Origin of the sequence: Psychrobacter sp. SC65A.3, from assembly GCF_025642195.1 — a bacterium.
Lineage (GTDB): Bacteria > Pseudomonadota > Gammaproteobacteria > Pseudomonadales > Moraxellaceae > Psychrobacter > Psychrobacter cryohalolentis.
This window is the reverse complement of the sequence record NZ_CP106752.1, coordinates 1,383,367-1,407,961: the sequence shown is the minus strand read 5'-3', so window position 1 is coordinate 1,407,961 and position 24,595 is coordinate 1,383,367. Positions and strand designations below refer to the sequence as shown.

The following is a 24,595-nucleotide window of genomic DNA, read 5'->3' as shown; positions in this document are numbered from 1 at the left end:
TAAATATTATATTTTAATTCAGGTCTATTGAAGTGAATTGCACTCAGATTCTCGGAGATTATTGTGACCGTGAGCATAATCTCACAGTCATTTCAGTTTTTTTGCATAAATAATGAGTGGGGTTGCTCCGTATTATCAGTTCAGGGATACTTATTTTCACCCTCCAAAGAGGTACTAGATAAATCCATGTCTACATTTAATGTAGTAAATAATTACCAAGAGGTTATTAACTCTATTGATACAGTTGATATATTTCGCCAATCTCATAGATAGTACTATACCTCTAAAAGATAGTAAGAATATTATATGTCAGCAGAGTTGACACCAATAAGAAGTCGTTACTTGCTCAATTACTGTGTTTAGACCTTAAAGGATGTAAATAAATTTGATTTATAAGCTCATACTAAATAAGCATTTGCAGGTTGCACTGCTGTTTTTGCTGATTCAGCAAATTATTGTGGCGTCATCAACGTTTTTTATTGCTCGCCTTGCACAAAGTCTGACCGAAGACACTATCTCAATTTTGTATATGGTGCTATTTGCTGTCTCTTTAGTAGCGGTTTATGTGCCTGCATACTTTTGTGTCACTAATACAGAGCGCGCCAAGTACGATGCTCATAAGCTGTACAATGATAATTTTCATACTGTCTTTTTAGGTAAGACTTATTTGTTATCTAGCGACGACTTACAGAGTACGGCAACGACAACGCTTGCTCAAGAAAGCAACTACACGCTTGAGACAATCATTGATAGTATTTTTGATATTTCAGCGTTGGTACTCAATGTCTCATTTAATGTGTTGGTCATTGCTTGGTTTTTAGATGGCACATTACTGCTTGGTTATGCAGTAGGTATTATTTTCGCCTCTATGTTTGTGCATTTCAGACGACACACCCTAAAAATGGCTGCCAAAACAGATCAGCAATCACGGCTGAATTTAACCGCTAAGCTTTTTGACAGTTGGGATAACGTCGTTATTTTCAATAAGCATAATTTCAAGATTTATAATAGTATTGTTCAAAAAAGCTTTGCGACAGCTAAGAATAATAGCGTTAAATCCACATCGATACAGCATATCAATTCAAGCTTAGGCATGATCATACTTATGCTGCCTGTCTTTGTGGTCACTGCTTTTATCTTCAATAAAAACTGGCATGATGCTGCGACGATGGCGGTACTCATTGCCACGCTGCCAAGACAAATTCAGCTATTGCAAATGTGCTATGCCTTGATTGGCTATCATACCAGTATTGGCGTTATCAAAACGATGCTAGATGGTATTTTAGAGGTCTTACAACCTACCGCTGTCAATTTAGATAACTATATTCAAGCAGACCAAATACGTGTTAAGCAAACAGGGGATATTTTTGATTCAACACAACTACCCAAGCAAGGCAGAGTAACGTTGGTTGGTAATAATGGCGTTGGTAAATCTTGTATGTTACTTAAACTCAAAGACCACTACCAAGAACAGGCTTATTATTTACCTGCCAAGCACAATTTGTATTTCAATTACAAAACAGACAAAGCCCATAGAGGTTCAACAGGACAACAACTCATCAAGCAAATTCAAGAAATCAGAGAGGAGGATCGAAGTACAATTATCATGCTTGATGAATGGGATGCCCATTTGGATAAAGAAAACACTCAAATCATAGATCAATATCTTGATGAGCTTGCCCAAACAAGACTTGTCATAGAGGTTAGGCATTGAGTTAGAAAATATTATTTTTTAGATAGTAAGGTATAGACAAGACGATATCCTGAATCACCTGCGGTAGAAACATAGTCTACTTTCTCTTGTGCGATCAAGTTTATCTCATAATACTCAGCATAATATTGTTCAAGTTGAGATCGTGTCACTAAGAAAGGAGGTAAGTTTTTATGATTATCGCTGCGCTGCTTCTCACCATCATAAGCAAAAGATAAGAGAAGTTGGCTTGCTTTATTACTAAGCGCCATCATTTTCTGTGTATAGCGTGTACGTAGATTATCAGGCTTCATATCTGGAAGAGCAACTAATGCACCACGATCATAGATAGCATCTATTATTCCAATATCAATAGGACTTAAGTCAAAGATATCACCCACCCAAATTTTGAGAGTTTGTCCCTCATGTTCAGCTTGATAATAGGTGAGGCTAGGGGTAGTTGGATGTAGCGATACTGTCGCTTGCAAATCGTTTTCGGCAAAAAACTGTGTAACCGCTATCTCTGACAGCTCAACACCAATAACGTCAAAACCTTGACTGGTAAACCATAGCATATCCACGCTCTTACCACATAAAGGCACAAAAACGCGACCATTTTTAGGGGTGTTGAGTGCTTTGAAATGATGTATTAGCATGGGGTTTGGTTTTTTCTGAGTAAAATTAGTTTGGCTATTTTTCCATGCATTTTTCCAAAATTCAGGAGTCATAAAGTTAACCTTTATTGTATTAGACTGAGTCTGCCTTGTTATTTTACTATGGACACCTCTAAGCTGTCTCAAGATGTATCCACTTTGATAAAATAGATATGAATGTCAACTAGTGCGCCATTTACTGATAGGGTATTTCTTAAGTAATTTTCTTCAATATTTTATAATATTTCTCAAACAAACTCGATTTTTTGACTGAGTAATTGCTATGAGCCTATCCTTAATCTTATCAATATCTGCCTTTGCTTTAGCGGTTTTGCTGGCAGGTAATGGCTAATTTATTCAACGCTGCGGGCGTCTGTCTATCAAGTACCAATTTTTTATTATCAAACGTGTGCATCAGAGTAGATAAGTATTCAATCATTTGTGTTTGCTTAAATATTCGAGCACAGTTTAAGTTGAGCCAAAACAAATCTGCTGAAAATAGAGTAGGGGCTGTCGCAGGACTGAAACAGCTAGGAACGTCAAAGGCGGATGCGATGGCGACGTTGGTTAAAAAGGTAAATGAAGATTAAGCTTGATTATACGGGTATAAATGAGCGATATTTAATTTAATAATATTAACTCAAGGACACACCATGACATCGATACGAACCGTTGGCATATTACTTTTTAACGAAGTCGAAGTATTAGATTTCGCAGGACCTTTCGAGGTGTTTTCATTGGCTGAAAACGATAGCAGTGATAAGCATTTTGATGTCATTACCATTGCCGAGCACCAAGCGCCAATATCTGCTAGAAATGGTTTAACTGTTATACCGGATTATAGCTTCGACAATCATCCCACTATCGATGTTTTGGTTATTCCAGGCGGTTATGGTGCTGAAAAGATCGAAATAAATAATCCAGTGGTTATTGATTGGATTATCTCTCAAGCAAAGATTACCGAGTTAACGCTATCAGTCTGCACCGGTGCCTTGCTATTAGCAAAAGCTGGATTGCTGGCTGGCAAGTCTGCAACCACTCATTGGATGGATTTGGACAATTTAGCATCCTATCCTAATATTGAAGTCATCGCTAGTACCCGTTTTGTCGATGCCAGTGATGAGACTACTAAGTTGGTAACATCAGCAGGAATAAGTGCGGGTATTCATGCCAGCCTGTACTGTGTGAAGAAGTTGCTAGATAGTCAAACTATGCAAACAACTGCAAGACGTATGGAGTTTGATATAGGTTAAAAGCGTTAATAAATTTGGCTAACAAACACCTCGGCATAAAGAGCTTGGATCTTTCGTTATCGGCTGGCAGTGTCACTTTGAAGTGACCCGATAGAGTATGGTCAAGATGGTAACGAATGGGCGTGATGGAATCTAAAATGAACTTAATAACTATTTGATCATAATCTCATAAACTTAATATCACATACACTTCATTTAACATAATATACATTATGCGAAAACAAACCAACGGTTTTATAATTTGGGCACATCATATTTTGTATAATGCTATTTGCTAATCATCCCATTGATTTCTATCAGCGGTTATTGAATGTCGATATATTAGTTTCTAATTAAGGACAGTTTTTTAGCAAATGCGCTCGTAAAGATGTTCCCTCCTCATCTAAGATTACATCCGCCACTTGGCACGCAGAATTATCACAGGACAATTCATAATAAACATCATGGCCGTGCGCTAAGCTGACTTGAACCAAGCCTCTGGTCGTCACTGAAAATTGCTTGTCTTGTGCATAATCAGGATCTTGAGAATTCCACAAGACATCATAACCCACATGACAGGATGTTTGCGCTTTAGCAAAGTAATCTTGCTCACGCTGCATGGCAGCCTTCAGATCCGGATTAGCATATTGTTGTAATACCACTGGGTTATCCATTCCTTCATTATTCACATCCTGCTGGTACATCTTGGCCACAGTATCAATTTTCATGGCAAAAGCTGTCTGTAACGGCTGCGTTAGATTAGCAGTAGCCGTGATAGCAGAAAACCCTATTGTGAGCATCATTATAGAAAATATCATTTTTTGCATGGCACCCTCCATGAAATATGACGTTTTAAGTGTTATATTCATTAAATCACATACAAGCTACCACTTTACTGCTTAATTGTGTCTATCGAGTTTATTAAAAAAACTGTTTACACAGCACCATTATAAACTTTGATGCGTTATTAGTACTATTGACTGGTAAATATACATTGGATCTAGTATGTGTTTTGGAATGAATTAAATAAGCTACGATAAGGATATTGTTATGATGCCATCTACTCGTTCTAATATTTTTCAGTCTTATCTTTATAAGCTATCAACCGCGGCGGGTTTTGGTTTAGTGCTAGCAATCACAGGGTGCCAATCTTCTGCTGAATCCAACGCCAGCACTCCAAATCAATCAACTGGCAACCCATCTGTACCTATAGTCTCAGATATGAGCCAGCAAACGCTCAAACAGCAAGCACTGCGTATCCAGCGCGCTCTTGCCAATAATGATTTTTCTAGAATCACAGATGATATTCACCCAACTCGTGGCGTACGTTTTTCGATGTATGCTTACGTAAGGACTGATACGGATAAAGTCTTTAGCCGCGAGCAGTATGCTCAGTATCTACAACAATCAAAAATTCGTTTCACTTGGGGTGATTTGGACGGCTCTGGCGACTCGTTGGTGATTCCGTTACCAGAATACTTAGATACGTGGGTCGCTGGTGAGAAATATAACAATGCCAGTATCAGCGTTAATGAGTTTAAGCATAACGGCAGTATGATCAATAATTTAAAAGAGATTTACCCCAATTCAGAGTTTGTTGAGTTTTATCATAAAGGCTCAGAGCAATACTCTGGTATGGACTGGCGTATCCTACGCTTAGTGTTTGATGAGTATCAAGGCAAACGTTATCTGGTTGCTATTGTCAATGAACAATGGACGGTTTAAAGATTTTTACCTATAAAAACAAGTGCTTACAGTCATAAAAATCAATAAAGGGCGGTGTTATTAAATCAATACACTGCCCTTTTTATGGTTTTTTTAAGCTATTAAACGGATAATTAAGAAATTAGCGACTGAAAAATCCGTAAAAACACTTATAAACTGAGTAAACATTGATGATTTTTATAGGTCATATAGAAGGTAGTAGCAGTACCCTTATCCTCTTTGCTTTCATATACTGGATAATCATACGCTTCCTCAAAAACGCCCTTATAACTATCTAGTTTATCCATACCTTTTGTAGTTAAATCTGATTTGTTGTTTATATTCATTAAATGATAAATGTCGCTATAATCAACCCCTTTTTGTCTCATCTCCATAATATTGAAAGCAAAAGCTGACTGAGTTGAACAAAAATCTTCATTATTATCAGATATATTTTGGGCTTTATCGAGGGTTGAATCTATATATACTCCTAATTCTTGCAGCTCTTTAGGATATTGTGAGGGAGCATTGATAGCATATGCCGGATGCGTTATCAGCAAAGCATAAATTAAAATTAGCAATTTTTTCATGAAATTCATATTCTCGTAAGTATGGTTTTTTCTAATCGCTTTTACCAAGACACCTTTCATTCATAGTGGCGTTTGCCGAAAAAACTTCACCATTATCTCGTAAATATCAGGATAAGCATCAATCAGCTTTTGCGGCGTTTCAAAGAACACTTCGCTGAGCACCGCGAAAAATTCCGCAGGATTGGTCGCGCCATAACGGTCGAGACCTGATTTATGATGGCTTTGAAAATCCTCAAAATCTCGCGTCATAATTTCAGTCCAGCGCGCAGGATCCATATCCGGTTGCAGCGGCGGAAAGCCATTAGCGCGACCATTTAGCATATCAAGCTTATGCACAAACTCATGAATGACGACATTATGCCCATCACGCTCGCCTGAGTGTTTGGCATCCTTCCATGACAGTATAATGGGACCACGCAGCCATGCTTCGCCGCTACGATGCTGACTGCCCTCATGGACGATACCCAACTCATCTACGGTGCTGGTTTCGCTTTTGTAAGAACCCGGATAAATAATAATGGCCGACCAGCCAGCGTACCATTCAAGGCTTAGGTTTAAAATAGGCAGACAAGCTTGCAAGGCGATAGATTGCTTGACCGCATCGGTAATCTCGAAACCCTGCGCGCCAGTAATCGACTTATCCGCCAAAAACAACGTCGCCAGCTCAAACAAGCGTGTTAGCTCATCCTCGTTTAGCCTCTCAAGTATCACAATACGCTTGGCAGCTTGCAGCCAGTCAGCATGGGTAAACTCGCTGTTGTCTAAGATACGCTGCTCGCGCCAGTCTTTTATCATGCTAAACATATTGAATTTCCTTTAATTTCGTCTTTAGACTGTACTTTTTATTATTGGCGTTATGTGTTTTATGGGGTTAAATGGTGCTGACAATAAGCCTATTTATCAAGATTCTAACGACAACATATTCATAATTAATTTAATCAAGGTTTCTTTTTGGTTGGGGTCAGATTCAGCGACCAATAACGTTAATGCGGCAAGCCCCGTGTTATTAATAACCATGTCACCTTTATCATTGAGCAGTCTATTATTCCGATGCAAAAAATCTACAAACAAAAAAGCGCCGCTGCGTTTATTGCCATCGGTAAAAGGATGGTTTTTGACCATAAAGTACAGTAAGTGCGCCGCTTTACTCTCGATGGTCGGGTATGCAGGCTCGCCAAACACCGTCTGCTCTAAATTACCCAGTACACTGTCCAAACCATCACCGCGAGGCTTAGCAAATAGTTCAGTCGCCTCGCCCCTTGCTATCAGCTGCGCTTTTAAATCCGTCAGCGCTGCCATTGCCTCAGTCGGACTGGGTAAGATACCACCATCTTGCCCTGCAGGATTATCAAGCAAACCTTCATCATAGCGCTGTAACCATAAGAATGTCTGTGTATAACGGCTGATAATCTCAACCAAGCCGCGTCCTTCATCGGTTTTAAGCTCGGGACTTTGCGCGGTTTTTCTAATTAAGTTTAATGCTTGTTGTAGCTCGCTCGAGTTTTTATCAAAGCGCTCTTGATTGAGTGTATAGCCTTGAACCAAGTATTCACGTAAGCGCTGGGTTGCCCAGCGTCTAAACTGCACACCTTGGGGAGATTTGATGCGATAACCCACTGAGATAACCACATCTAAGTCATAAAACGTCACAGGGCGATCAGAATTTGCAATATGCATTTTTTGCATATTGCTTTTTTCAGCAATTTCTTCATCGTTTATAGCATTGGCAATATGACGCGAAATCACTGATTGGTCACGACCAAACAACTCGGTCATTTGTGCTTGCGTGAGCCAGACAGTCTCTTGCTCGAAGCGAACGTCTACCTGCGCCTTTCCATCAGCGCTTTCATATATCTCTACTTTTGCTGTTTTATCATTCGTCGCATCAGTCATCTTGGTTTTTCCTTAACTTAATATACGCGCTTATGCTCAATTCGTAAATCATACAGCGACTGCATGACAGAGTACATAACAATGACTATCCTGTGCCTGTGCCTGTGCTTGTGCTTGTGCTTGTGCTTGTGCTTGTGCTTGGAGTATCTCGCGGCGTATAACCGAAATGCTGCTTATAAATGCGTGAAAAGTAACCTTGGTCACCATAACCGACTCTATGCGCCACTTCATCGATGGTCACGTAACTTTTGGTTTTTAAAATATGATTGGCCTGCTTTAAACGTAGCTCTTTTACCCATTCCGAAAAACTATAGGGCAACTCAGCAAACAGTTTATGCAAGTATCTGACCGATATATGACAAGCCGCAGCGACCATCGCTGGGGCTAAAGCGGGGTTTTCTAGGTGCTGATGGACGTAATGCTCGATGCGCTTTAGATGTACCGACTGTATGGACGAGCTGCTACTCATCATCACCTCTTTCGGGGCGCTTAATGTCAATACAATAAGGTTAAGCAGCTGCTGCTCTAGGATTTTAACCTCTAAAGCCGCCAATCGATGCTGCTGAATCAGCTCTAATATTTGTCTGATTTGAAAAACCAGCAACCTGCCTGCCCCTTCATCAATAGACAGACTGCGGGCAAACTGCCGCTCTATAGTGCCCATTTGCGGGGTTAATAGCGCCAAAGGCACCTTAATCACATATAACGACACTTGCTGCAGATGATAAAACTCATAAGGTAAGTTTGATAATTCAATAAAGAACTGACCCGGGCTTGAGGTTAATTGGCGGTTTTTTTGCGCAAAACGGACGCTACCGGTCACAGGAAAGGTGATTAAAATACTGTCGTCGCTACTATTGTCCTTAATGCCGTCACTAGACTGATTGCTTACTAAGCTGCGTTTATAATGTACAGTATTGGCATGATAATGAGACACGCCGATATCCAAAAGCTTGGCGTGTTGCAAGTAACCAGAAAACTGACTTGGCTGGCGAAAGCTTACATTGAGATCAAAATAGGTGTCATTGATGGTGCGCTTCCAATCAAACGCGTCTAACGTTTGAGGAGCACTTATAGCAGGCGTTGAAGATATTGGCGCAAATGGGGTTAATAGTGGTGATGATATTGCCGAATTTGAAATAGAATTGTCCCCTACAATGTCTATGAGACTATCGCTGTTTGCTGTGTTATTAGCATTGGTATTGTCTGTATCGCGACTTGCATTCATCCTTGAATACTCTATGAATAAAAAATGAGCGGTAATCGCTGCTTATACACTAAGCGCTATTTGTAAGCATTTTATTAGATGCTAAGCGGTTATTTTTATATCATAAACGTATTATTACCCTGATGTCTAAATATGATACCTAAAACAAACATCAGGCATTAAACGAGGTTTAATGCCTGATGGGAAAACTATAAAGCGATAACGCTGAAAACAGCAAGCTAAGCGGCTTTGGTTAGCTTATAAGTGCCCGTCTCATGTAATTCTGCTTGCCAGCCTTTTTTAATCACAATCGTGGTGGTTGGCTCTTGAATAAGCGCCGGTCCTGCAATCAGCGCCCCTGCCCCAAATTCCTCACCATTATAAATAGGCGTATCAATCCATTCGTATTCTTGATCCATGATCATCTCACGGCTGCCTACTTGCGCCTGACTGATATCACCTTGTTGCTTAGCAAGCTCTGGTAGCTTGGGCTTACTGATTTTACCAATGACAGCGACTTCGATATTGACCAGCTCCACCTTATTATCACGCTCATCATAAGTATAGAGCTCTTTATGACGATGATGAAAGGCTTCCAAAATCGTTTGCACGCTATCGGCATCAAGCTTGCCATTGGGTATCAGTACATTACACTCATGCACCTGCCCGACGTAGCGCATCTCCATGGTGCGCTCGATGATGATATCATCTTCTGCAAAGCCATCTTCTAACAGCTTTTGTACGCCTAGGCTTTCTAACTCATGTAAGGTGGCATTGAGTGACTGTAGCTCTGAATCTGGCGCAATAATCATCATCTGCGTGGCCAGATAATTATATTTAATATCAGAGATGATTTGACCAAAGGCGCAAAGACAAGAAGCAATCTTTGGTATCAAAATAGTACCAATACCCATCTCTTCTGCCAAGTCGACAATATGCATGCCAGCAGCGCCGCCGGCACAGATAAGCGCAAAGTCGCGAGGGTCATAGCCTTTTTCAATGGTAATACGGCGGATACCGTTTGCCATGTTTTGATTGACGATGGCACTGATACCAAAGGCTGCATGTGCCAAGTCAATTTTTAGTGGATCGGCGATATGTTTTTGTACCGCTTGCAGCGCTTTGTCTTTATCCAAAGTCACGCAGCCGCCTAGCACCGCATCCGGCTCTAAGTAGCCTAAGACCAGATTGGCATCGGTGACCGTTGGCAACTCACCGCCTTTACCATAAGACGCTGGACCTGGGGTCGCGCCAGCACTTTGTGGACCGACCTCCAACATACCAAAGTTATTCACATGACCAATAGAGCCGCCGCCGGCACCCAGCGTTTCGACATGAATCATCGGCACGCCAATACGATTGCGTAAAAAATCAATATCACGGTTTAGGCTGGTTCGGCCAGATTTGGCCATGGTGATGTCAAAAGACGTACCACCCATATCGACGGTGATAATGTTATCAATACCAAAGGCGCTGGCAATATATAAACCGGCTTGCGGTGCTGATGCGGGTCCTGAGTTGATGGCATTAACTGCTCGTTCGCGCATGATGTTACCGACGGCAAGCCCGCCATTCGACTGAAAGTAACGAACGGGCTGCTCAGCGCCGAGTGCCTTAAAGTAATCATCAATCTTATGTACATAAGACGCCATAACCGGGCTTAGATAGGCATTCACCAGTGTCGTTGAGGTACGCGTATATTCCTTAATCTGCGGATATACTTCACTACCGCAGCAGACAAACACCCCCGGCATATGCTGCTCAATCAGCTCTTTGGCACGCTGTTCATGCTGAGTATTGCGGATAGACCACACAAAAGAGATGGCAACCGCTTGCACGTCTTGCTGTTTTAACACTTCAATCGCATCGAGGATATCTTGCTCATTTAACGGCTCGTGTTCGGTGCCGTCTGCCAAGATACGGCCACGGATAGGAAAGCGGCGGTCACGCGTAGCAATCTGCGGCGCTGGCGGGTAACTGGCATCATAGCGATGCCCTTCTTCTTTGTGCCCTAAGCGTATCTCGATACTGTCTTCATGCCCTTTGGTGCATAGCAAGCCCACTTTCACGCCCGTCATCTGAATCAGTGCGTTCAGTGCAACCGTCGTACCATTAATACACAAATCGCAGGCTTGAATGATGTCTTCGATAGGACGGTTAAATTTGTTGGCAATTTGCTGTAGACCATTGGCAATGGCTAAGGTGCCATCCTCTGGGGTCGATGGCGCCTTAAACAGATGAATGTCACCGGTTTTTTCTGCCAAGACAAAATCTGTAAAAGTCCCGCCAGCATCAACGCCAATACGAAAATCGTTGTTCATAAGTCATCCTTAACTCAATCATGAAAGTTCAATGTGTGTTTTATGCGGTTATCTGGCGGCGTAAGTACTCAGTCTCAGCTTCATTGAGCGCCAGAGTTTCTGGGTCAATTACCACGCCGTATTCAATCTTTGCCGCAGAGATTGAGATAATCCTTTCTTTTACATCCTTGATGACCGCTTGAATATCGCGATCAAATGAGCTGCCGTAGCCGCCGCCACCCGGATTGGTATTGCGCGCGCGTTCACCCGGCGTGATTTCCGTAACGGTGTTTTTTCTATATAAGTCCGTTTGTCCGTCTTTATGTAGTATCTCTAGACGCCCAACTTTAAGCTCGGGTGAGATTTGTTCCGCGCCGCCGGCGCCCATAGTAGGATTCTGACGACCTTCGCCAAAGGCAATAACCGTCATAGTATGGTCTAATGGCTCAACTTCCCAAACCGTACCACAGCCGCCGCGGTACTCGCCAGCGCCGCCACTGTCTTCTGCCAATCCATACTTATGAATTAAGATAGGATACTGATATTCCAATAGCTCAATATCTCCCGAGCTTAACGCCCCAAAGCAGCTCAATGGCCCACAAGCATGCCAGCCATCCATTTGTTGGGTGGCGCCTGCGCCTGAAATAATAGATGCCAAAATCATGGTGACGTATTGCTCGCCAGTTTTTGGGTCGATACCAGCGATATTGATCCCTGATGAATGTCCCCAAGAGGCGGTAACGCGCTCAGGTGCTGCCGCTTCAAATGCCATACGTACCGCGTCAGTTAAAGTTTCCATCGGCGTGGTCGTACAGTTGACATGCGGCGCCGGTTCTTTGGCATTACATAAGGTGCCATGCTCGCCCAAATCAACGGTCACACAGCGATATAGGCCTTCGTTATACGGCGGCTCTACTTGAGCAAACATCATTAGCCCAAGTAATACTCCTGACATCGAGTTACCAGCATAAGAGTTGATAAAGTAAGGGACTTGCGGTGGACTGGTGATTTTAATATGCACGTCGCTGTCTTTGATGACAATGTCTGCGCTGATGGTCATATCACCCAAGCCATGACCTGAATCTTCTAACACCGCCTCGCCATGATAATCGCCATCTGGGATAGAGGAGATTAATGAGCGCATATGCTGGTCAGCCATATTTTTTAGCTCTTCAATCGCACCACGCACCGTTTCAACGCCGTATTTGTCTAGCAGCGCAATCATATTACGCTCGCCAACGGCACACGCGCCATACTGAGCATTGAGATCGCCTTCTTGATTACGGCGTGAGCGCATATTACTGTGTATGAGGTTAATCACATCACGACGTCTAACGCCTTTTTCCCAAATCTTAATAGGCGGAATGCGTAAGCCTTCGGCATATATCTCTTTGGCGTCAGGGTTATAGCCTGCTGGTACAGGGCCACCGATATCAGTGACATGACCTTTACAAACCGTCCAAAAAACCAACTCACCTTTATAAAATACCGGCTTATACATACAGCAATCTAAGATATGGCTGCCCATCATCACAGGGTCGTTATGATAAATGACATCGCCTTCATGAATGTCATCACCGTAATATTCGGCGACGGCTTTCATGGCTGGCATGAGTGAGCCTAAATGAATGGGAATATCTTGCCCTTGCAAAATCATCTCAGGCAAATGATCAAACAGCGCATTGCTATAGTCATGGGCTAAGTTAAAGACACTCGAACGGGCAGTTTTTTCTAAGGTGGTTGTCATCTCACGCTGCGCCGTTTCTAGGGCACCACGTACGACAGACAAGGTAATAGGATCTATAGAGGGGTGAGCGTTGCTCATGAAAGACTCCTTGTCGAGAAATTTGGGTCAGAATAAGCGCATTTATATAAGAGAAATAAGAGAATATGCTGGTCTATATGACCATTTATCCTTACCCTTCAGCGCGCGCTTTATCTGGCTTATCATCTATCCTAATGATCAAGCTTTTTCACTATAGCGAGGTTTTGGCAAAATAGATTGACTGTGCGTGCAGAGTTTTTGACTGTGAGTGTACAGCTGTAGCTATAAGCAGCCTGTTTTCATCTTTATCATAGTGGGATATAAAGCGTTCAGAATAAAAAAAAGAGCAATGCTTCATATGTGATGCACTGCTCTTTTTGCCTATTCTTACTAACCCTATAGGAAGCTATAAGTTATTTACTACTATGCGTGAGCAGACTTCCTGCCTAGGCCCATCTTCACATTAGCCAAAATCAGTCCAGATAAGATGAGCACCATTGCTAGCATCTTCCACCATGTAACCACTTCTCCTATGAGCAGCACTGAAGTCGCCATACCGAATACGGGCACCAGTAAGGCAAATGGCACAACCTTAGAAGCGATATTTTGACTAAGCAAATGCGCCCACAATCCAAAACCTATCAGGGTTGAGACATAGACGATAAATCCAAGCGATAACCAAGACTTGAAGGACGCCTGTGTAAATGTTGCAAGCGTCCATGCCTCATTTTCAAATAACAGAGAAGATAGGGTCAAAACTATACAAGCAATCAGACCGCCCCATACCACTAGTGATAGTGCAGACAGTGCCGATGTTCTATTTGAAGCTTTGTTGTTGCTATTAACAGGCGAGGCAGTAGAAAAATTACTAGCGCTTTGCTGCGTTGAGGCCTGTTTTGAAGCAATATTGCCAAAGCTCCAACCTATGGCTGCAATCAAGATACAGATAAAGCCAACCAAGGGCATATCACCGCCGAGATTTAGCGCAATCACACCCAAACCTAGTACACCGACCAGCATACCGATAATCTGCATGCGACTCACCGCTTCACCTAATATGACATACGCCAGCAAGACGGTAATAAAAATTTGAACTTGCAACAACAGCGCCGTCAAACCTGCTGATGCACCCAAATGCATGGCAGTGAATACAAAGGTATACTGCATAACAAACGTACCAATGGCATAGATAAATAGCGTACGGTTGAATTTGGGCGGTTTAAGGAATAAAACCAACGGCACGGCAGTAAAGAAAAAACGTAGCGCGGTTAACATCAGTGGCGGAAAGCTTTCAAGCGCCCAGGCAATAAAGGTAAAGTTCACGCCCCAAATAAAGGTAACCAATACGGCTAAGGCAATGTGGATTGGGGTCATATAATTATCCTAAATAATTATTCATTGTTGATACACTCAACTATAGTTTAAATACCCATAACAGACCCGATACAGTTTTACTAATGGTGAACAAAGTGTATAGTTACTCTTAACGTTACAATTAATCATGACATTGAAGAGATAAGCACATTCATTATGGTCGAAACCTATACGCTCAATCCAAATTTAACCAAGACTGTCGCTGTCGCTGAATGGCTACAGCAGCGTATTGATTGGCAGATTTACCTGCCCAATCAGCGTGTGCCCTCGGTGCGAAAGTTAGCGAAACTATTAAATATATCAACCTTTACAGTGGTACAAGCTTACGAACAGCTGGTCGCTACCAACGTATTAATCGCCAAACCCAGCTCGGGCTATTATGTCAATACGCAAGCAAAAGTAGTTCAGCCCAATGATTATAAAAGAGTGGTCGTTAAGCACCCAGTAATAGATACGCGCTGGCTGGTACAGCAGGTCTTTAGTGATATTCCGCATCATCGCTCGCCAGGGGTGGGAACATTACCGAGAGACTGGATACGTAATGATAAGATGGAATGGGCCATACGGCAGGTCACCCAGCAAGCCGATAGCTTTATCTATGATTATGGTAATGTTCATGGCTATTTGCCGCTACGTCAGCAGCTGGTTCAACACCTGCATACGCTGGGCATGCAAACCCATACCGAGCACATAATTACTACGGCAGGAGTGTCGCAAGCCGTGACCATGGTGGCGCGGCTGCTTACTCAAGCTGGGGATACGGTGGTCGTTGATGGGCCGGGCTGGTATTGGCTATCAAGCTGCCTGCAACAACAAGGATTAAACGTCGTCTCTGTAGAACGTGACCATCAAGGGCCTAATATTGAGCAGATGCAAAAGCTGTTTGCGACGCATCGTCCCAAGCTCTATTTGACCAATAGCGTGCTGCATAATCCAACCTCCTGTAACTTGCATCCTGCCCGCGCGCACCAAGTACTCAATCTTATTCATGAGTACGATGCTTATATTTTTGAGGACGATTTATACGCCGCATTTGTACCGGGTGGTCAAGTGCTGCGTTATGCTAGCCTTGATCAGTTTGAACGGGTGTTTTATGCGACTGGGTTTTCAAAGTCAATGGCGTCAGGCTGGCGCGTTGGCATGTTGGTCTGTCCTGATAACTATATCGATGATGTATTGCGTATTAAAACCTTAAGCAATTCAAACACGCCAGAATTTGGTGAACGAGTTTGTCATCATTTATGGACGCATGGTGAGTATCGCCGACAGATTAAAAAAGTGCAGCAGCATTTATATAGGGCTCATGAAAGAATGCGCCAAGTATTACCAAGGATAGGACTTATCTACCCTGAGCATACACAAGCAGGTCTCTTTGTTTGGGTAGACACGGGGCAAGATACCAGCCAGCTGGCACTAGATGCCTATAAAGAAGGTTGGCTAGTTGCACCGGGGCAATTATTTTACCCCGATATCAGCGCCTCAACCCATCTTCGCCTAAATGTCTCAACAACAAGCGATGAGTTTTTGAGTTGGTTGGGTGATTATTTGGATAAAAGCTGTCAATACTGATAAAAATGCTATTACCCCACAACCAGCCGCATCATCTGCGTACTGATATAACCGCCAAAGGTACCCACGGCATAGCCTAAAATACCCAAAAATACCCCAACTGGCGCTAGTGATGGGTGAAATGCCGTGGCAACAATCGGTGCCGATGACGCGCCGCCAGTATTGGCATTGGAGCCGACCGCCAAAAAGAAAAACGGCGCACGAATTATCCTAGCGACCGCAAAAATAATCACGACGTGAATGCTCATCCAAAGCAAACCAATTAGTAGCAGTCGCCATTGTGAGACGATGCCTGCTAGATTAATTTGCATACCGATAGCGGCAATTAATATGAAGATAAAGACGGTACCAATTTTTGAAGCACCAACATGATCAAGTCTGCGTATTTTAGTAAAAGAGAAGACCACGCCGATTAACGTGATGATCACTACCATCCAAAAAAACGAGCTGGCAAAGCTATATTGCACCGCCCATCTATAAGGCGCAAAAAAACCTGCAATCTGACCACCAACGAAATGTGCCACACCTACCATAGCAAAGCATAAGCCAAACATCACCATCAAGTCATTTAAAGTCGCTGGACGAGCATTGTCACGCTCATAATTCTCAACGGCTTTGACGACCTTATCAATGCTACTGCTATCCGCCCGTAAAAACTTGTCAATCTTCTCACTGTGTTTTGCCATGACTAAGATGGCCAGTAACCACAGTGAAGCATTGGTAGTATCAACCAATATCATCATCCCAAACAGATCATCACTGACGCCAAACAGCTCCTTCATCGCTGCTTGGTTTGCCGCGCCGCCGATCCAACTACCAGCAACCGCTGAAAAGCCGCGCCATAGCGTGTCATCGGTAAACATCTCAGGCGACACCCATTTAGCGATACCTAAGCTAATAGGACCACTAATGACAATAGCGATACTAGCAGCGAAGAACATCGCAATCGCTTTCCAACCTAGACCCAATATCTTCGGTACATCCATCGACAAGGTCATTAACAGCAAACTAGCTGGCAACAGATAGGTAGCAGTAAAACCATAAATCTGCGAGCCAATACCGTCAGCGAAGACACCTAGACTATTTAGCGTCGCAGGGATAAAACAGCACAGTACGATACCCGGTAGCACTGCATAAAACCGTTGCCAAAACTTACCAGGCAATGCTTGGGTATAAAATACCAAACCAATAATCGCCATAATGATGCCAAACGCTAATGGCAAGCTTTCAATAGCTAAGTGAGAAATATCCGGCATCAACTGGCTCCACAGCACACGATGAGTAAAAGTTTGTCAGTATAGACAAGGCAAAAAAAACGCGCAAGTAGCTATCGAGTACAAAGCTTAATTTTAAAAGATTTGAATAAGCCACAGTTTTTAAATAGCTGCATATAATTGGGTCATATCTCTACGTGGTGATTAATATCAAACTATTGGACACAAAAAAGCCAGATAACAAGTATCTGGCTTTTTTTGCAATATCTTTAGACGATTAAGATATGATTATCAAAAATCATTAATCGTTTAAAATAAAGCTATTACGAGTTGTTACCACGGTTGCCGCCAGTTGGACGACCTTGACCACGGCTGTCTGAACGACCAGCTGGGCGACCTTGGCTGCCACTTGGACGACCACGACCCGTTGCAGCACGCTCGCCACGTGGAACGCCAGTGCTATCGCCACGACTAGGAGCACCAGTACGCTTACCTTGATACGGCTTGCCACCTGAACGCTCATTTGGCTTACCTGACGCGTCACGTGGCTTACCTTGATAACCGCTGTCATTGCTTGCGCGTTGACCAGTCGGTGCGCTATCGCTTGAACGACCACGAGCATTAGCAGGATTACCTTGATAGCCACCACCCGCGCGACCACGACCTTGACCATTACCGCCGCCGTTTGAACGACCACGACCGCGGCCACGACCATTACCTTTATTTTCGCTAGGTACATAAGTCTTCTTAGGTTCCATACCTTCGATGATACATACTTCCATTTTGCGATCTAAATAACGATTGATAGCGTTTAGCTGTGGACGGTCATCCATGCTACATAAGCTGATAGCGATACCAGTACGACCAGCACGACCACAACGACCGATACGATGGACGTAATCTTCAGTTTGGCGCGGTAAGTCATAGTTGATTACGTGCGAGATTGCTGGGATGTCTAGACCACGAGCGGCAACGTCAGTCGCTACTAGGATTTTGACTTTACCATTACGCAAGTCTTGAACGATACGGTTACGCTTGCTTTGTGGCAAATCACCATGTAGGAAGCTGGCTTTATGACCCGCTTCTTGTAGCTGTTTTGCTAGTTTTTCAGTGCTACGTTTGGTAGCAGCAAAGATAATGATCTGTTCCATATCTTGCTGGCAAACGATTTTATCAAGTAAACGGTTTTTATGATCAAAATCATCACAGTAGTACACTTTTTCTTCGATGTGTGCAGACTCTACTTTGATTGATACACGCTCAGGGTTCTTAGTAAAGCTGGCAGCAATTTTACCTACTGGGCCATCCCAAGTTGCAGAACACATGATTGTTTGACGATCAGTAGGAGCAGCACGTAGGATATCACTGATGTCATCAGCAAAACCCATGTCTAGCATACGGTCAGCTTCATCAAGGACCAAGATTTCTAGGCTTGATAAGTCAACGCGACCAGCATTGATATGGTCAAGTAGACGACCTGGGGTCGCAACGATAACTTGAACGCCTTTTTTCAAAGCAGTAATCTGACCGTTGTATGGTGCGCCGCCTACTAATGGCACACAGAACAGACCGCGCATATCTTTAGAATAAGTGCGTACGCTGTCATGCACTTGCTGAGCAAGTTCACGCGTTGGCGTTAGAATAAGTGCTTTGGTTAGTTTGTCAAAGCTAGTAGCGCGGCTTAAACGATCAAGTACTGGGATAACGAATGCTGCAGTTTTACCACTACCCGTTTGCGCTGACAATAATAAGTCACGACCTGCTAGAGCAAAAGGAATCGCTTGTGCTTGGATGGGCGTTGGGTTGGTATAACCACTGCGATCAAGTGCAGTTAGAATAGGCTTAGCGATGCCAAGATCAGTAAAAGTAACTTGATTTTCGTCAGAAGCGTCAGTAGAAGCTGCTTCATTAGTAGTTGTGTTTTGAGTGGTGTCTTCGATAATGCCGTTTTCAGCAGCGATTGCAGATAAGATGTCAGTCATGAGTATCCTTGGTAAGTATAAGCTGCTGTAAATTCAGCAAACTTGATGCATACCACTGATAACCGTTCACCACGCTACCCATATAATCTGATTATCAAAATCATGATAATTACATGCCAAACCCATAAGGCTTGTCAAAATTATATAAAGGCGTTCGTGCTGTCTGACGTATTTTGGTGGTAGTGCCGAGTGTCTCATCTTTGTCTGCTAAAAACTCGATATCAATGCTTATTCCAAAGCAGATAAAGGTAAATAACAACCAATCTAGCCCCTACAAGGGTCCGTAGATAAGATATGAGTCAAAAATAATAGGATTATTTAAGTACACAAAATCATCGGCAACAATTACTTTCGGTCATCCTAGACCCAAAATCGCAGGCGATGTTATCAATCTCATAATTCACATTAGACTATGCTAACGTGGCGACGCAGTATAACACAACAAAATCGTAATCAGTAGCTGTTTTTACGATTATTGTAGAAAACAGCTTTAACGCAAGAGTTGATGAGCTATACATGATTAATAATATAGGTATTTTTGCATTAAATATTTTTATCGTGTGCGCTGCATTTACGCTAAAGAATATCGAATAAATGATCATTACCGCTTTAAAAGAAAAGCAAGCAATGAGGTATTGTAGACATTGATATTAACGTGATAGTTTCACATCAGTGACGTATAGGGGCATCTGCCAAGCACCGCCCGCTTCAATCATACGGCACAGACCAGTGCTACTCTCATGACTTTTCTCAAAATCCTTACCCGTCCATAACCATTCGGTTTTAGAGATACAGTCGCCAAGACCCCGACCTTTTTGGACAGAAGTGATCTGACCCTTGTCGTAATCGGTAGCGTTGTTTGTGATCAGCTTTGGCTCGTATGGTTTGGTATCATTGATCACCCAGACACCCTTACCTGCATTATAAGCACCTGTCCAGCAATTATGCTGTACCAACAGCTGCTTGCTGTTTAGGCGATTGACATTCCATGACGATTTGTCATATAGGCTTGGGCAGTCGCTACTGATATCTTTTATGGTGCCTTTCATCAGATCTGATAACTGAGATGAGCGCATGACGAATTTTTTCTTATTACCAGAGGTGGCTTTTGGATTGGGCATCACCATCCGTATCGCTGGTATTGACTTAGGCGATAACACACTATTGTTAGATTTGCTTGCGCCCTCTGTACGAACAAAAGCACTGGCTGTGCCCACTCGACCTTGTGCTTCATCCGCTTTTAGCATGACCGCACTCGCCCCTTTATCGGACAAGCGCCAACGCGTATTACGGATAACAAGCTCTATCTTGCTTGATTTGGTCAGTGCCTCTAACAGCGCTGTGACTTGCGGTGAAGTGAGTTCAGCATAGCCAGCCGCACCTGAAAAAGGCTTGGCTTCGCCATAATCTCTATCATTAATAAATAAAGATATCCGGTGACGGTTACCCAACTGCATCAAGGCTTTGGCAGAATTTTCTCTTGCACCGCCAAGCTTGACCCGTGCATCAACCGTGGCATTGGCACCTGCACGGCGTATCAACAACAAAGACACTGGCAATTCGATATCATTGTCTGCTTGATAACCCGCCAGTCGGCAAGTACGTGTATTGTCACAGACCACTTGCCAATCTTGACTGGTAAAATCTATAGGCGTATCAGCACTAGCTGCGGCGCTGTATAACGCGGTACTGATAGCAGTAAGGAGGGGTAATAAAATTCTTTTTGACATGGTTTTTGTTATCTTTTTTGTTTTTTTAGACGGCGCTTTGATATGGGAGTTGTTTGAGTATTTAGGTTTGACAACACTACTCTGGCTACTAGGACCATTTGCACTCAATAAGAGGGTTGGTCTATTCCTAAGCATATCATTCTCCTTCATAATCATCATTCATCAATAGAAGAGGTTTAAGCGCCTACCCTTTTTGGGTGGAGGCTGCTATCTTAACGCATCCATGTTTCTATCTGTTGTACTAATGTACCATTATGTAATTAACAAAGTATAGCTCAAATGCTTATATCTATATTTATATTTGGAATAATGAATATTTAAAACAGAAAAAGGTTAATAAGACAGGTGCTTATTAACCTTTTTGTTCTTCAATATACAAAGGTGTTTTATTTTTTACCTTTTATATCAAACATTTACGGATAGATAAATGAGCCACTTAGATGAATTATCGTGGCAACTAGTCTAAGGAATAGGCTCAAGGACTAAGTCCACCGCGCGTTTAACGGCTGGACGTTCAGCAATTTTTTTCGCCCAGCGCTGTAAATGTTGATAGTCATCCACTTGTAAGAATTCTGCCGCCTCATAGAGCTTGCCAAGTGCCAATTGACCATACCATGCCCAAATAATCATATCGGCGATATTATAATCAGACTCCTCGTCTCCGCCCATATATGTATGGTCTTTTAGGTGGCGGTCAAGGACGTCAAGCTGGCGTTTGACTTCCATAGCATAGCGATTGATAGGATACTCCATTGGCTCTGGGGCATAGGCGTAAAAATGCCCAAAACCGCCACCTAAGAAAGGTGCACTGCCCATCTGCCACATTAGCCAAGACAAGCATTCTACCCTTGCCTTACCTTGCTGCATCGGAATGAATTTGCCAAATTTCTCCGCTAAGTACATTAAGATAGCGCCAGACTCGAAGATAGCAAGCGGCTCGCCAGCTTCGCTAGGACTATGGTCGACCAAAGCCGGTATCTTTGAGTTTGGGTTAATAGCGACGAAGCCCGAGCCAAACTGATCGCCTTTCGAGATATCTATCAGATAAGCATTGTATGCGGCTTCCTTGATATCAAGCTCAGCAAGCTCTTCTAATAAGATATTTATCTTAACACCATTAGGCGTATTCAATGAATATAGCTGTAATGGCGCATCGCCTACTGGCAGTGCCTTATCTTGTCGTGCGCCAGCGGTTGGACTGTTGATACTTGCAAATTTGCCGCCGTTTTCTTTATCTTGTGTCCAAATTTTGGGCGGTGTATAGCTTTCTATCTGACTGTTCGTAGAATTGTTATCCTGACTCATAATGTGACCTATTTTTTGTTGTATTGATTGTCATATTTTAGAAATGGTGGTTTCTACCATATACCTCCCACTATAACGGGGACTGATCCTGCTATTAAAGTCCTGTCTTGTAATTTATATGGTAGAGATGTTTAAGTGAAGTAGTATTTAGGATATAAGATAATGACAGATATTTTAAAAATTTATTAAGCCATTTCTTTTAGCTAAACCATTTCTTTTAGATAGCAACTATTTAGATCAGTCCTTTTGAATGGTTACTATGCTGCTCTTTAACTACTCGGCAGTTATTTTTATACTACGCATAATATAATGGCTTTGTTGAAAATTTACTGTCGATTAAGGTGAGTTTCCACGAGCCACGGTTTTAAGATATGGTGAAAGTAAAATGGTAGCCCTGACTCCAACGCAAGATAAATACCTACCCTATGTACTGGCGGTAGCGTTATTTATGCAAATTTTAGACGCTACTATTCTAAACACGTCCCTACCACAGATGGCACAAGCATTGGGCGAATCGCCACTACAAATGCAATGGGCAGTCATCAGCTACGCACTTACTTTGGCGATTTTTATTCCTATTAGCGGATTTTTAGCCGATAAATATGGCACACGCCGTGTGTTCTTGTCCGCCATTATCATATTTTGTATCGGCTCGCTATTATGTGCCGCTTCTCCGACACTAGACTTCTTAATAGGCTCACGTATTGTACAAGCTATCGGCGGCGCGATGATGACGCCGGTTGCACGCTTAATTTTGGTCAAGTCTTATCCGCGCAATAAGCTCTTAACGGTGATGAACTTTGCGGTAATCCCTGCTTTGGTTGCGCCATTGGTCGGACCGGTATTGGGTGGTTATATCGTACAGTATACCAGCTGGCACTGGGTATTTTTAATCAACATACCCATGGGTGTTTTTGGTTTTATCATGGGCAAAAAACTGGTACCAGCGTTATTTGAGGACACCAAGCGTCTAGATTGGACAGGGTTTTTGTTGTTTGCCGCTGCCGCTTGTGGTTTTACCTTGGCGGTAGAATTTGGCGCACAAGTCGGGCGTGGGTTTTATGGGCTGATGTTTGGATTACTGGCAAGTCTGTTGCTTGGTGCTTATATTTGGCACGCAAAACGTCGCACAGCTCCGCTATTTCCATTGAGTTTGTTTGATATCCGTACCTTTCGCATCGGTATCACGGGTAATTTATTTACTCGATTTGGCATTAGCGCTGTGCCATTTTTGCTGCCGTTACTTTTGCAGGTGGTGTTCGAGTACTCTCCCTCGCAAGCTGGCTGGCTACTTGCCCCTATCGCCGTAGGGGCTATCGGCATCAAGCCTTGGGTGAGTAAGATTATCCAGCGTTATAGCTATCGCACGGTATTAGTGTACAACACGACTTTTATGGGTATCTTGATTATCATCTTGGCGCAGTTTAATGATGCGGCGCAGTGGATGTGGTTTATACCTATTTTAACTGTCATGGGCGCATGTAACTCTATGCAATTCAGCGCAATGAACACCATTACCATTGGCGACCTGCATGGTACTCAAACCAGTAGCGGCAATAGCCTGATGGCTGTCAACCAACAACTCGCCATCAGCTTTGGTATTGCCTTTGGCGCTGCGCTGCTCACTCTGCTACGTGAGCGCCTACAAATGGATACATTGACCGCCTTTCAAACCACCTATTGGATATTAGGTGTCTTTACCATTCTCTCAGGATTGCATTTTTTACGCTTAAAACCCGAGGACGGTCGTGGTTTATATTAAAAGTGAGTATTGAAAGGTTGTATTTGAAATATAAAGAATAGACCAAAAAAAGCCAGCCTATGCTTGGGTTATGAGCAAAACATAGGCTGGCTTATTGTGATTCAATGAGAGTTACTAATATCTAATCGTCATTCATCTGCGATTGGATATAGTTTTGAATACCGACATCTTTCATTAAGTCTTCTTGCGTCTCAAGCCAGTCTTGATACTCTTCATTACCGTCTTTTAGAGTAACCAATAGCTGACGTGATACATAATCTTGCTGCGTTTCACACAAAGTAATCGCATCGGTGATGATGCTAAACTTTTGCTTTTCTAAGCGCAAATTGCAGTCAATCATTTCAGGCACATCTTCAGCGATAAACATCTTGCCATAATCTTGCAAATTGGGTAAACCACCTAGCAATAAAATCCGTGCAATCAAATCATCAGACCATTTCATCTCTGCGATAGACTGTTTATAGAAATTTTCGTTTAATGCTTCTAAGCCCCAATGGCGAGCAATACGTGCATGTAAAAAATACTGGTTGATGGCTATCAACGACTGACCCAGCACTTTATTCAGCGCGCGGATAATGTCTTTATCCCCATTCATATTCTCTCTCCCTATCTATTGGATATTTGA

At 42.8% G+C, this 24,595-nt stretch carries 19 protein-coding genes; 5 read left to right on the top strand and 14 right to left on the bottom strand.

The window, feature by feature from the left end; translation table 11 throughout:
• The first annotated feature begins 385 nt into the window (after positions 1–385).
• A complete protein-coding gene (locus OEG80_RS06045) occupies positions 386–1,714 on the top strand; it encodes a hypothetical protein (protein WP_263242340.1) in 1,329 nt (442 codons plus the stop codon).
• An 11-nt stretch (positions 1,715–1,725) separates the two neighbouring features.
• Here OEG80_RS06045 and OEG80_RS06040 read toward each other — a convergent pair whose 3' ends face one another.
• A complete protein-coding gene (locus OEG80_RS06040; RefSeq protein WP_263242339.1) occupies positions 1,726–2,418 on the bottom strand; it encodes a thiopurine S-methyltransferase in 693 nt (230 codons plus the stop codon).
• 578 nt (positions 2,419–2,996) lie between these two features.
• On the opposite strand from OEG80_RS06040, the gene OEG80_RS06035 reads away from it, so the two are divergent.
• On the top strand, positions 2,997–3,596 hold the full coding sequence (locus tag OEG80_RS06035) for a DJ-1/PfpI family protein (RefSeq protein ID WP_263242338.1): 600 nt from the start codon (positions 2,997–2,999) through the stop codon (positions 3,594–3,596).
• Positions 3,597–3,928: 332 nt separating this feature from the next.
• Here OEG80_RS06035 and OEG80_RS06030 read toward each other — a convergent pair whose 3' ends face one another.
• A complete protein-coding gene (locus OEG80_RS06030; RefSeq protein ID WP_263242336.1) occupies positions 3,929–4,378 on the bottom strand; it encodes a hypothetical protein in 450 nt (149 codons plus the stop codon).
• Between the two features lie 247 nt (positions 4,379–4,625).
• Here OEG80_RS06030 and OEG80_RS06025 point away from each other — a divergent pair, with 247 nt between their 5' ends.
• Positions 4,626–5,300 (top strand): hypothetical protein, encoded by a 675-nt coding sequence (locus OEG80_RS06025; protein ID WP_263242334.1) that lies wholly within the window; start codon positions 4,626–4,628, stop codon positions 5,298–5,300.
• 149 nt (positions 5,301–5,449) lie between these two features.
• Here OEG80_RS06025 and OEG80_RS06020 read toward each other — a convergent pair whose 3' ends face one another.
• From OEG80_RS06020 to OEG80_RS05990, 7 genes are all read right to left on the bottom strand, one after another.
• A complete protein-coding gene (locus OEG80_RS06020) occupies positions 5,450–5,929 on the bottom strand; it encodes a hypothetical protein (RefSeq protein WP_263242332.1) in 480 nt (159 codons plus the stop codon).
• The gene (locus tag OEG80_RS06015; RefSeq protein WP_263242330.1) at positions 5,930–6,673 is read right to left on the bottom strand and encodes a zinc-dependent peptidase; all 744 of its coding nucleotides are present in this window, start codon (positions 6,671–6,673) and stop codon (positions 5,930–5,932) included. It lies immediately after the preceding gene.
• Positions 6,674–6,769: 96 nt separating this feature from the next.
• The gene (rhuM, locus tag OEG80_RS06010; protein WP_263242327.1) at positions 6,770–7,762 is read right to left on the bottom strand and encodes a RhuM family protein; all 993 of its coding nucleotides are present in this window, start codon (positions 7,760–7,762) and stop codon (positions 6,770–6,772) included.
• An 85-nt stretch (positions 7,763–7,847) separates the two neighbouring features.
• The gene (locus OEG80_RS06005; RefSeq protein ID WP_263242325.1) at positions 7,848–8,990 is read right to left on the bottom strand and encodes an AraC family transcriptional regulator; all 1,143 of its coding nucleotides are present in this window, start codon (positions 8,988–8,990) and stop codon (positions 7,848–7,850) included.
• A gap of 218 nt (positions 8,991–9,208) precedes the next feature.
• On the bottom strand, positions 9,209–11,290 hold the full coding sequence (capA, locus tag OEG80_RS06000; RefSeq protein WP_201618442.1) for a caprolactamase subunit alpha: 2,082 nt from the start codon (positions 11,288–11,290) through the stop codon (positions 9,209–9,211).
• A 40-nt stretch (positions 11,291–11,330) separates the two neighbouring features.
• A complete protein-coding gene (capB, locus tag OEG80_RS05995) occupies positions 11,331–13,094 on the bottom strand; it encodes a caprolactamase subunit beta (protein ID WP_263242324.1) in 1,764 nt (587 codons plus the stop codon).
• Positions 13,095–13,457: 363 nt separating this feature from the next.
• Entirely contained in the window at positions 13,458–14,408 is a 951-nt protein-coding gene (locus OEG80_RS05990; RefSeq protein WP_263242323.1) for an EamA family transporter, read from the bottom strand.
• A gap of 156 nt (positions 14,409–14,564) precedes the next feature.
• On the opposite strand from OEG80_RS05990, the gene OEG80_RS05985 reads away from it, so the two are divergent.
• Positions 14,565–15,977: an aminotransferase-like domain-containing protein gene (locus OEG80_RS05985; protein WP_263242321.1), complete on the top strand. Its 1,413-nt coding sequence runs from the start codon at positions 14,565–14,567 to the stop codon at positions 15,975–15,977.
• Positions 15,978–15,988: 11 nt separating this feature from the next.
• Here OEG80_RS05985 and OEG80_RS05980 read toward each other — a convergent pair whose 3' ends face one another.
• The 4 genes from OEG80_RS05980 to yghU form a co-directional block, all read right to left on the bottom strand.
• Positions 15,989–17,233 carry a DUF819 family protein gene (locus tag OEG80_RS05980; RefSeq protein ID WP_263242320.1) on the bottom strand — a complete coding sequence of 415 codons (1,245 nt, stop codon included), beginning with the start codon at positions 17,231–17,233 and terminating at the stop codon, positions 15,989–15,991.
• Positions 17,234–17,514: 281 nt separating this feature from the next.
• A complete protein-coding gene (locus OEG80_RS05975; protein ID WP_011513710.1) occupies positions 17,515–19,173 on the bottom strand; it encodes a DEAD/DEAH box helicase in 1,659 nt (552 codons plus the stop codon).
• 650 nt (positions 19,174–19,823) lie between these two features.
• Positions 19,824–20,903: a DUF1176 domain-containing protein gene (locus OEG80_RS05970; RefSeq protein WP_262498107.1), complete on the bottom strand. Its 1,080-nt coding sequence runs from the start codon at positions 20,901–20,903 to the stop codon at positions 19,824–19,826.
• Between the two features lie 462 nt (positions 20,904–21,365).
• Positions 21,366–22,208, bottom strand: a complete 843-nt coding sequence (gene yghU / locus OEG80_RS05965; RefSeq protein ID WP_263242318.1) for a glutathione-dependent disulfide-bond oxidoreductase — start codon at positions 22,206–22,208, stop codon at positions 21,366–21,368.
• Between the two features lie 385 nt (positions 22,209–22,593).
• Here yghU and OEG80_RS05960 point away from each other — a divergent pair, with 385 nt between their 5' ends.
• Complete coding sequence (locus OEG80_RS05960; RefSeq protein WP_263242316.1) at positions 22,594–23,970, top strand: DHA2 family efflux MFS transporter permease subunit; 1,377 nt, start codon at positions 22,594–22,596, stop codon at positions 23,968–23,970.
• A 121-nt stretch (positions 23,971–24,091) separates the two neighbouring features.
• Here OEG80_RS05960 and bfr read toward each other — a convergent pair whose 3' ends face one another.
• Positions 24,092–24,565, bottom strand: coding sequence for a bacterioferritin (gene bfr, locus OEG80_RS05955; RefSeq protein ID WP_133104661.1), 474 nt, complete (start codon positions 24,563–24,565; stop codon positions 24,092–24,094).
• Between the last annotated feature and the right edge of the window lie 30 nt (positions 24,566–24,595).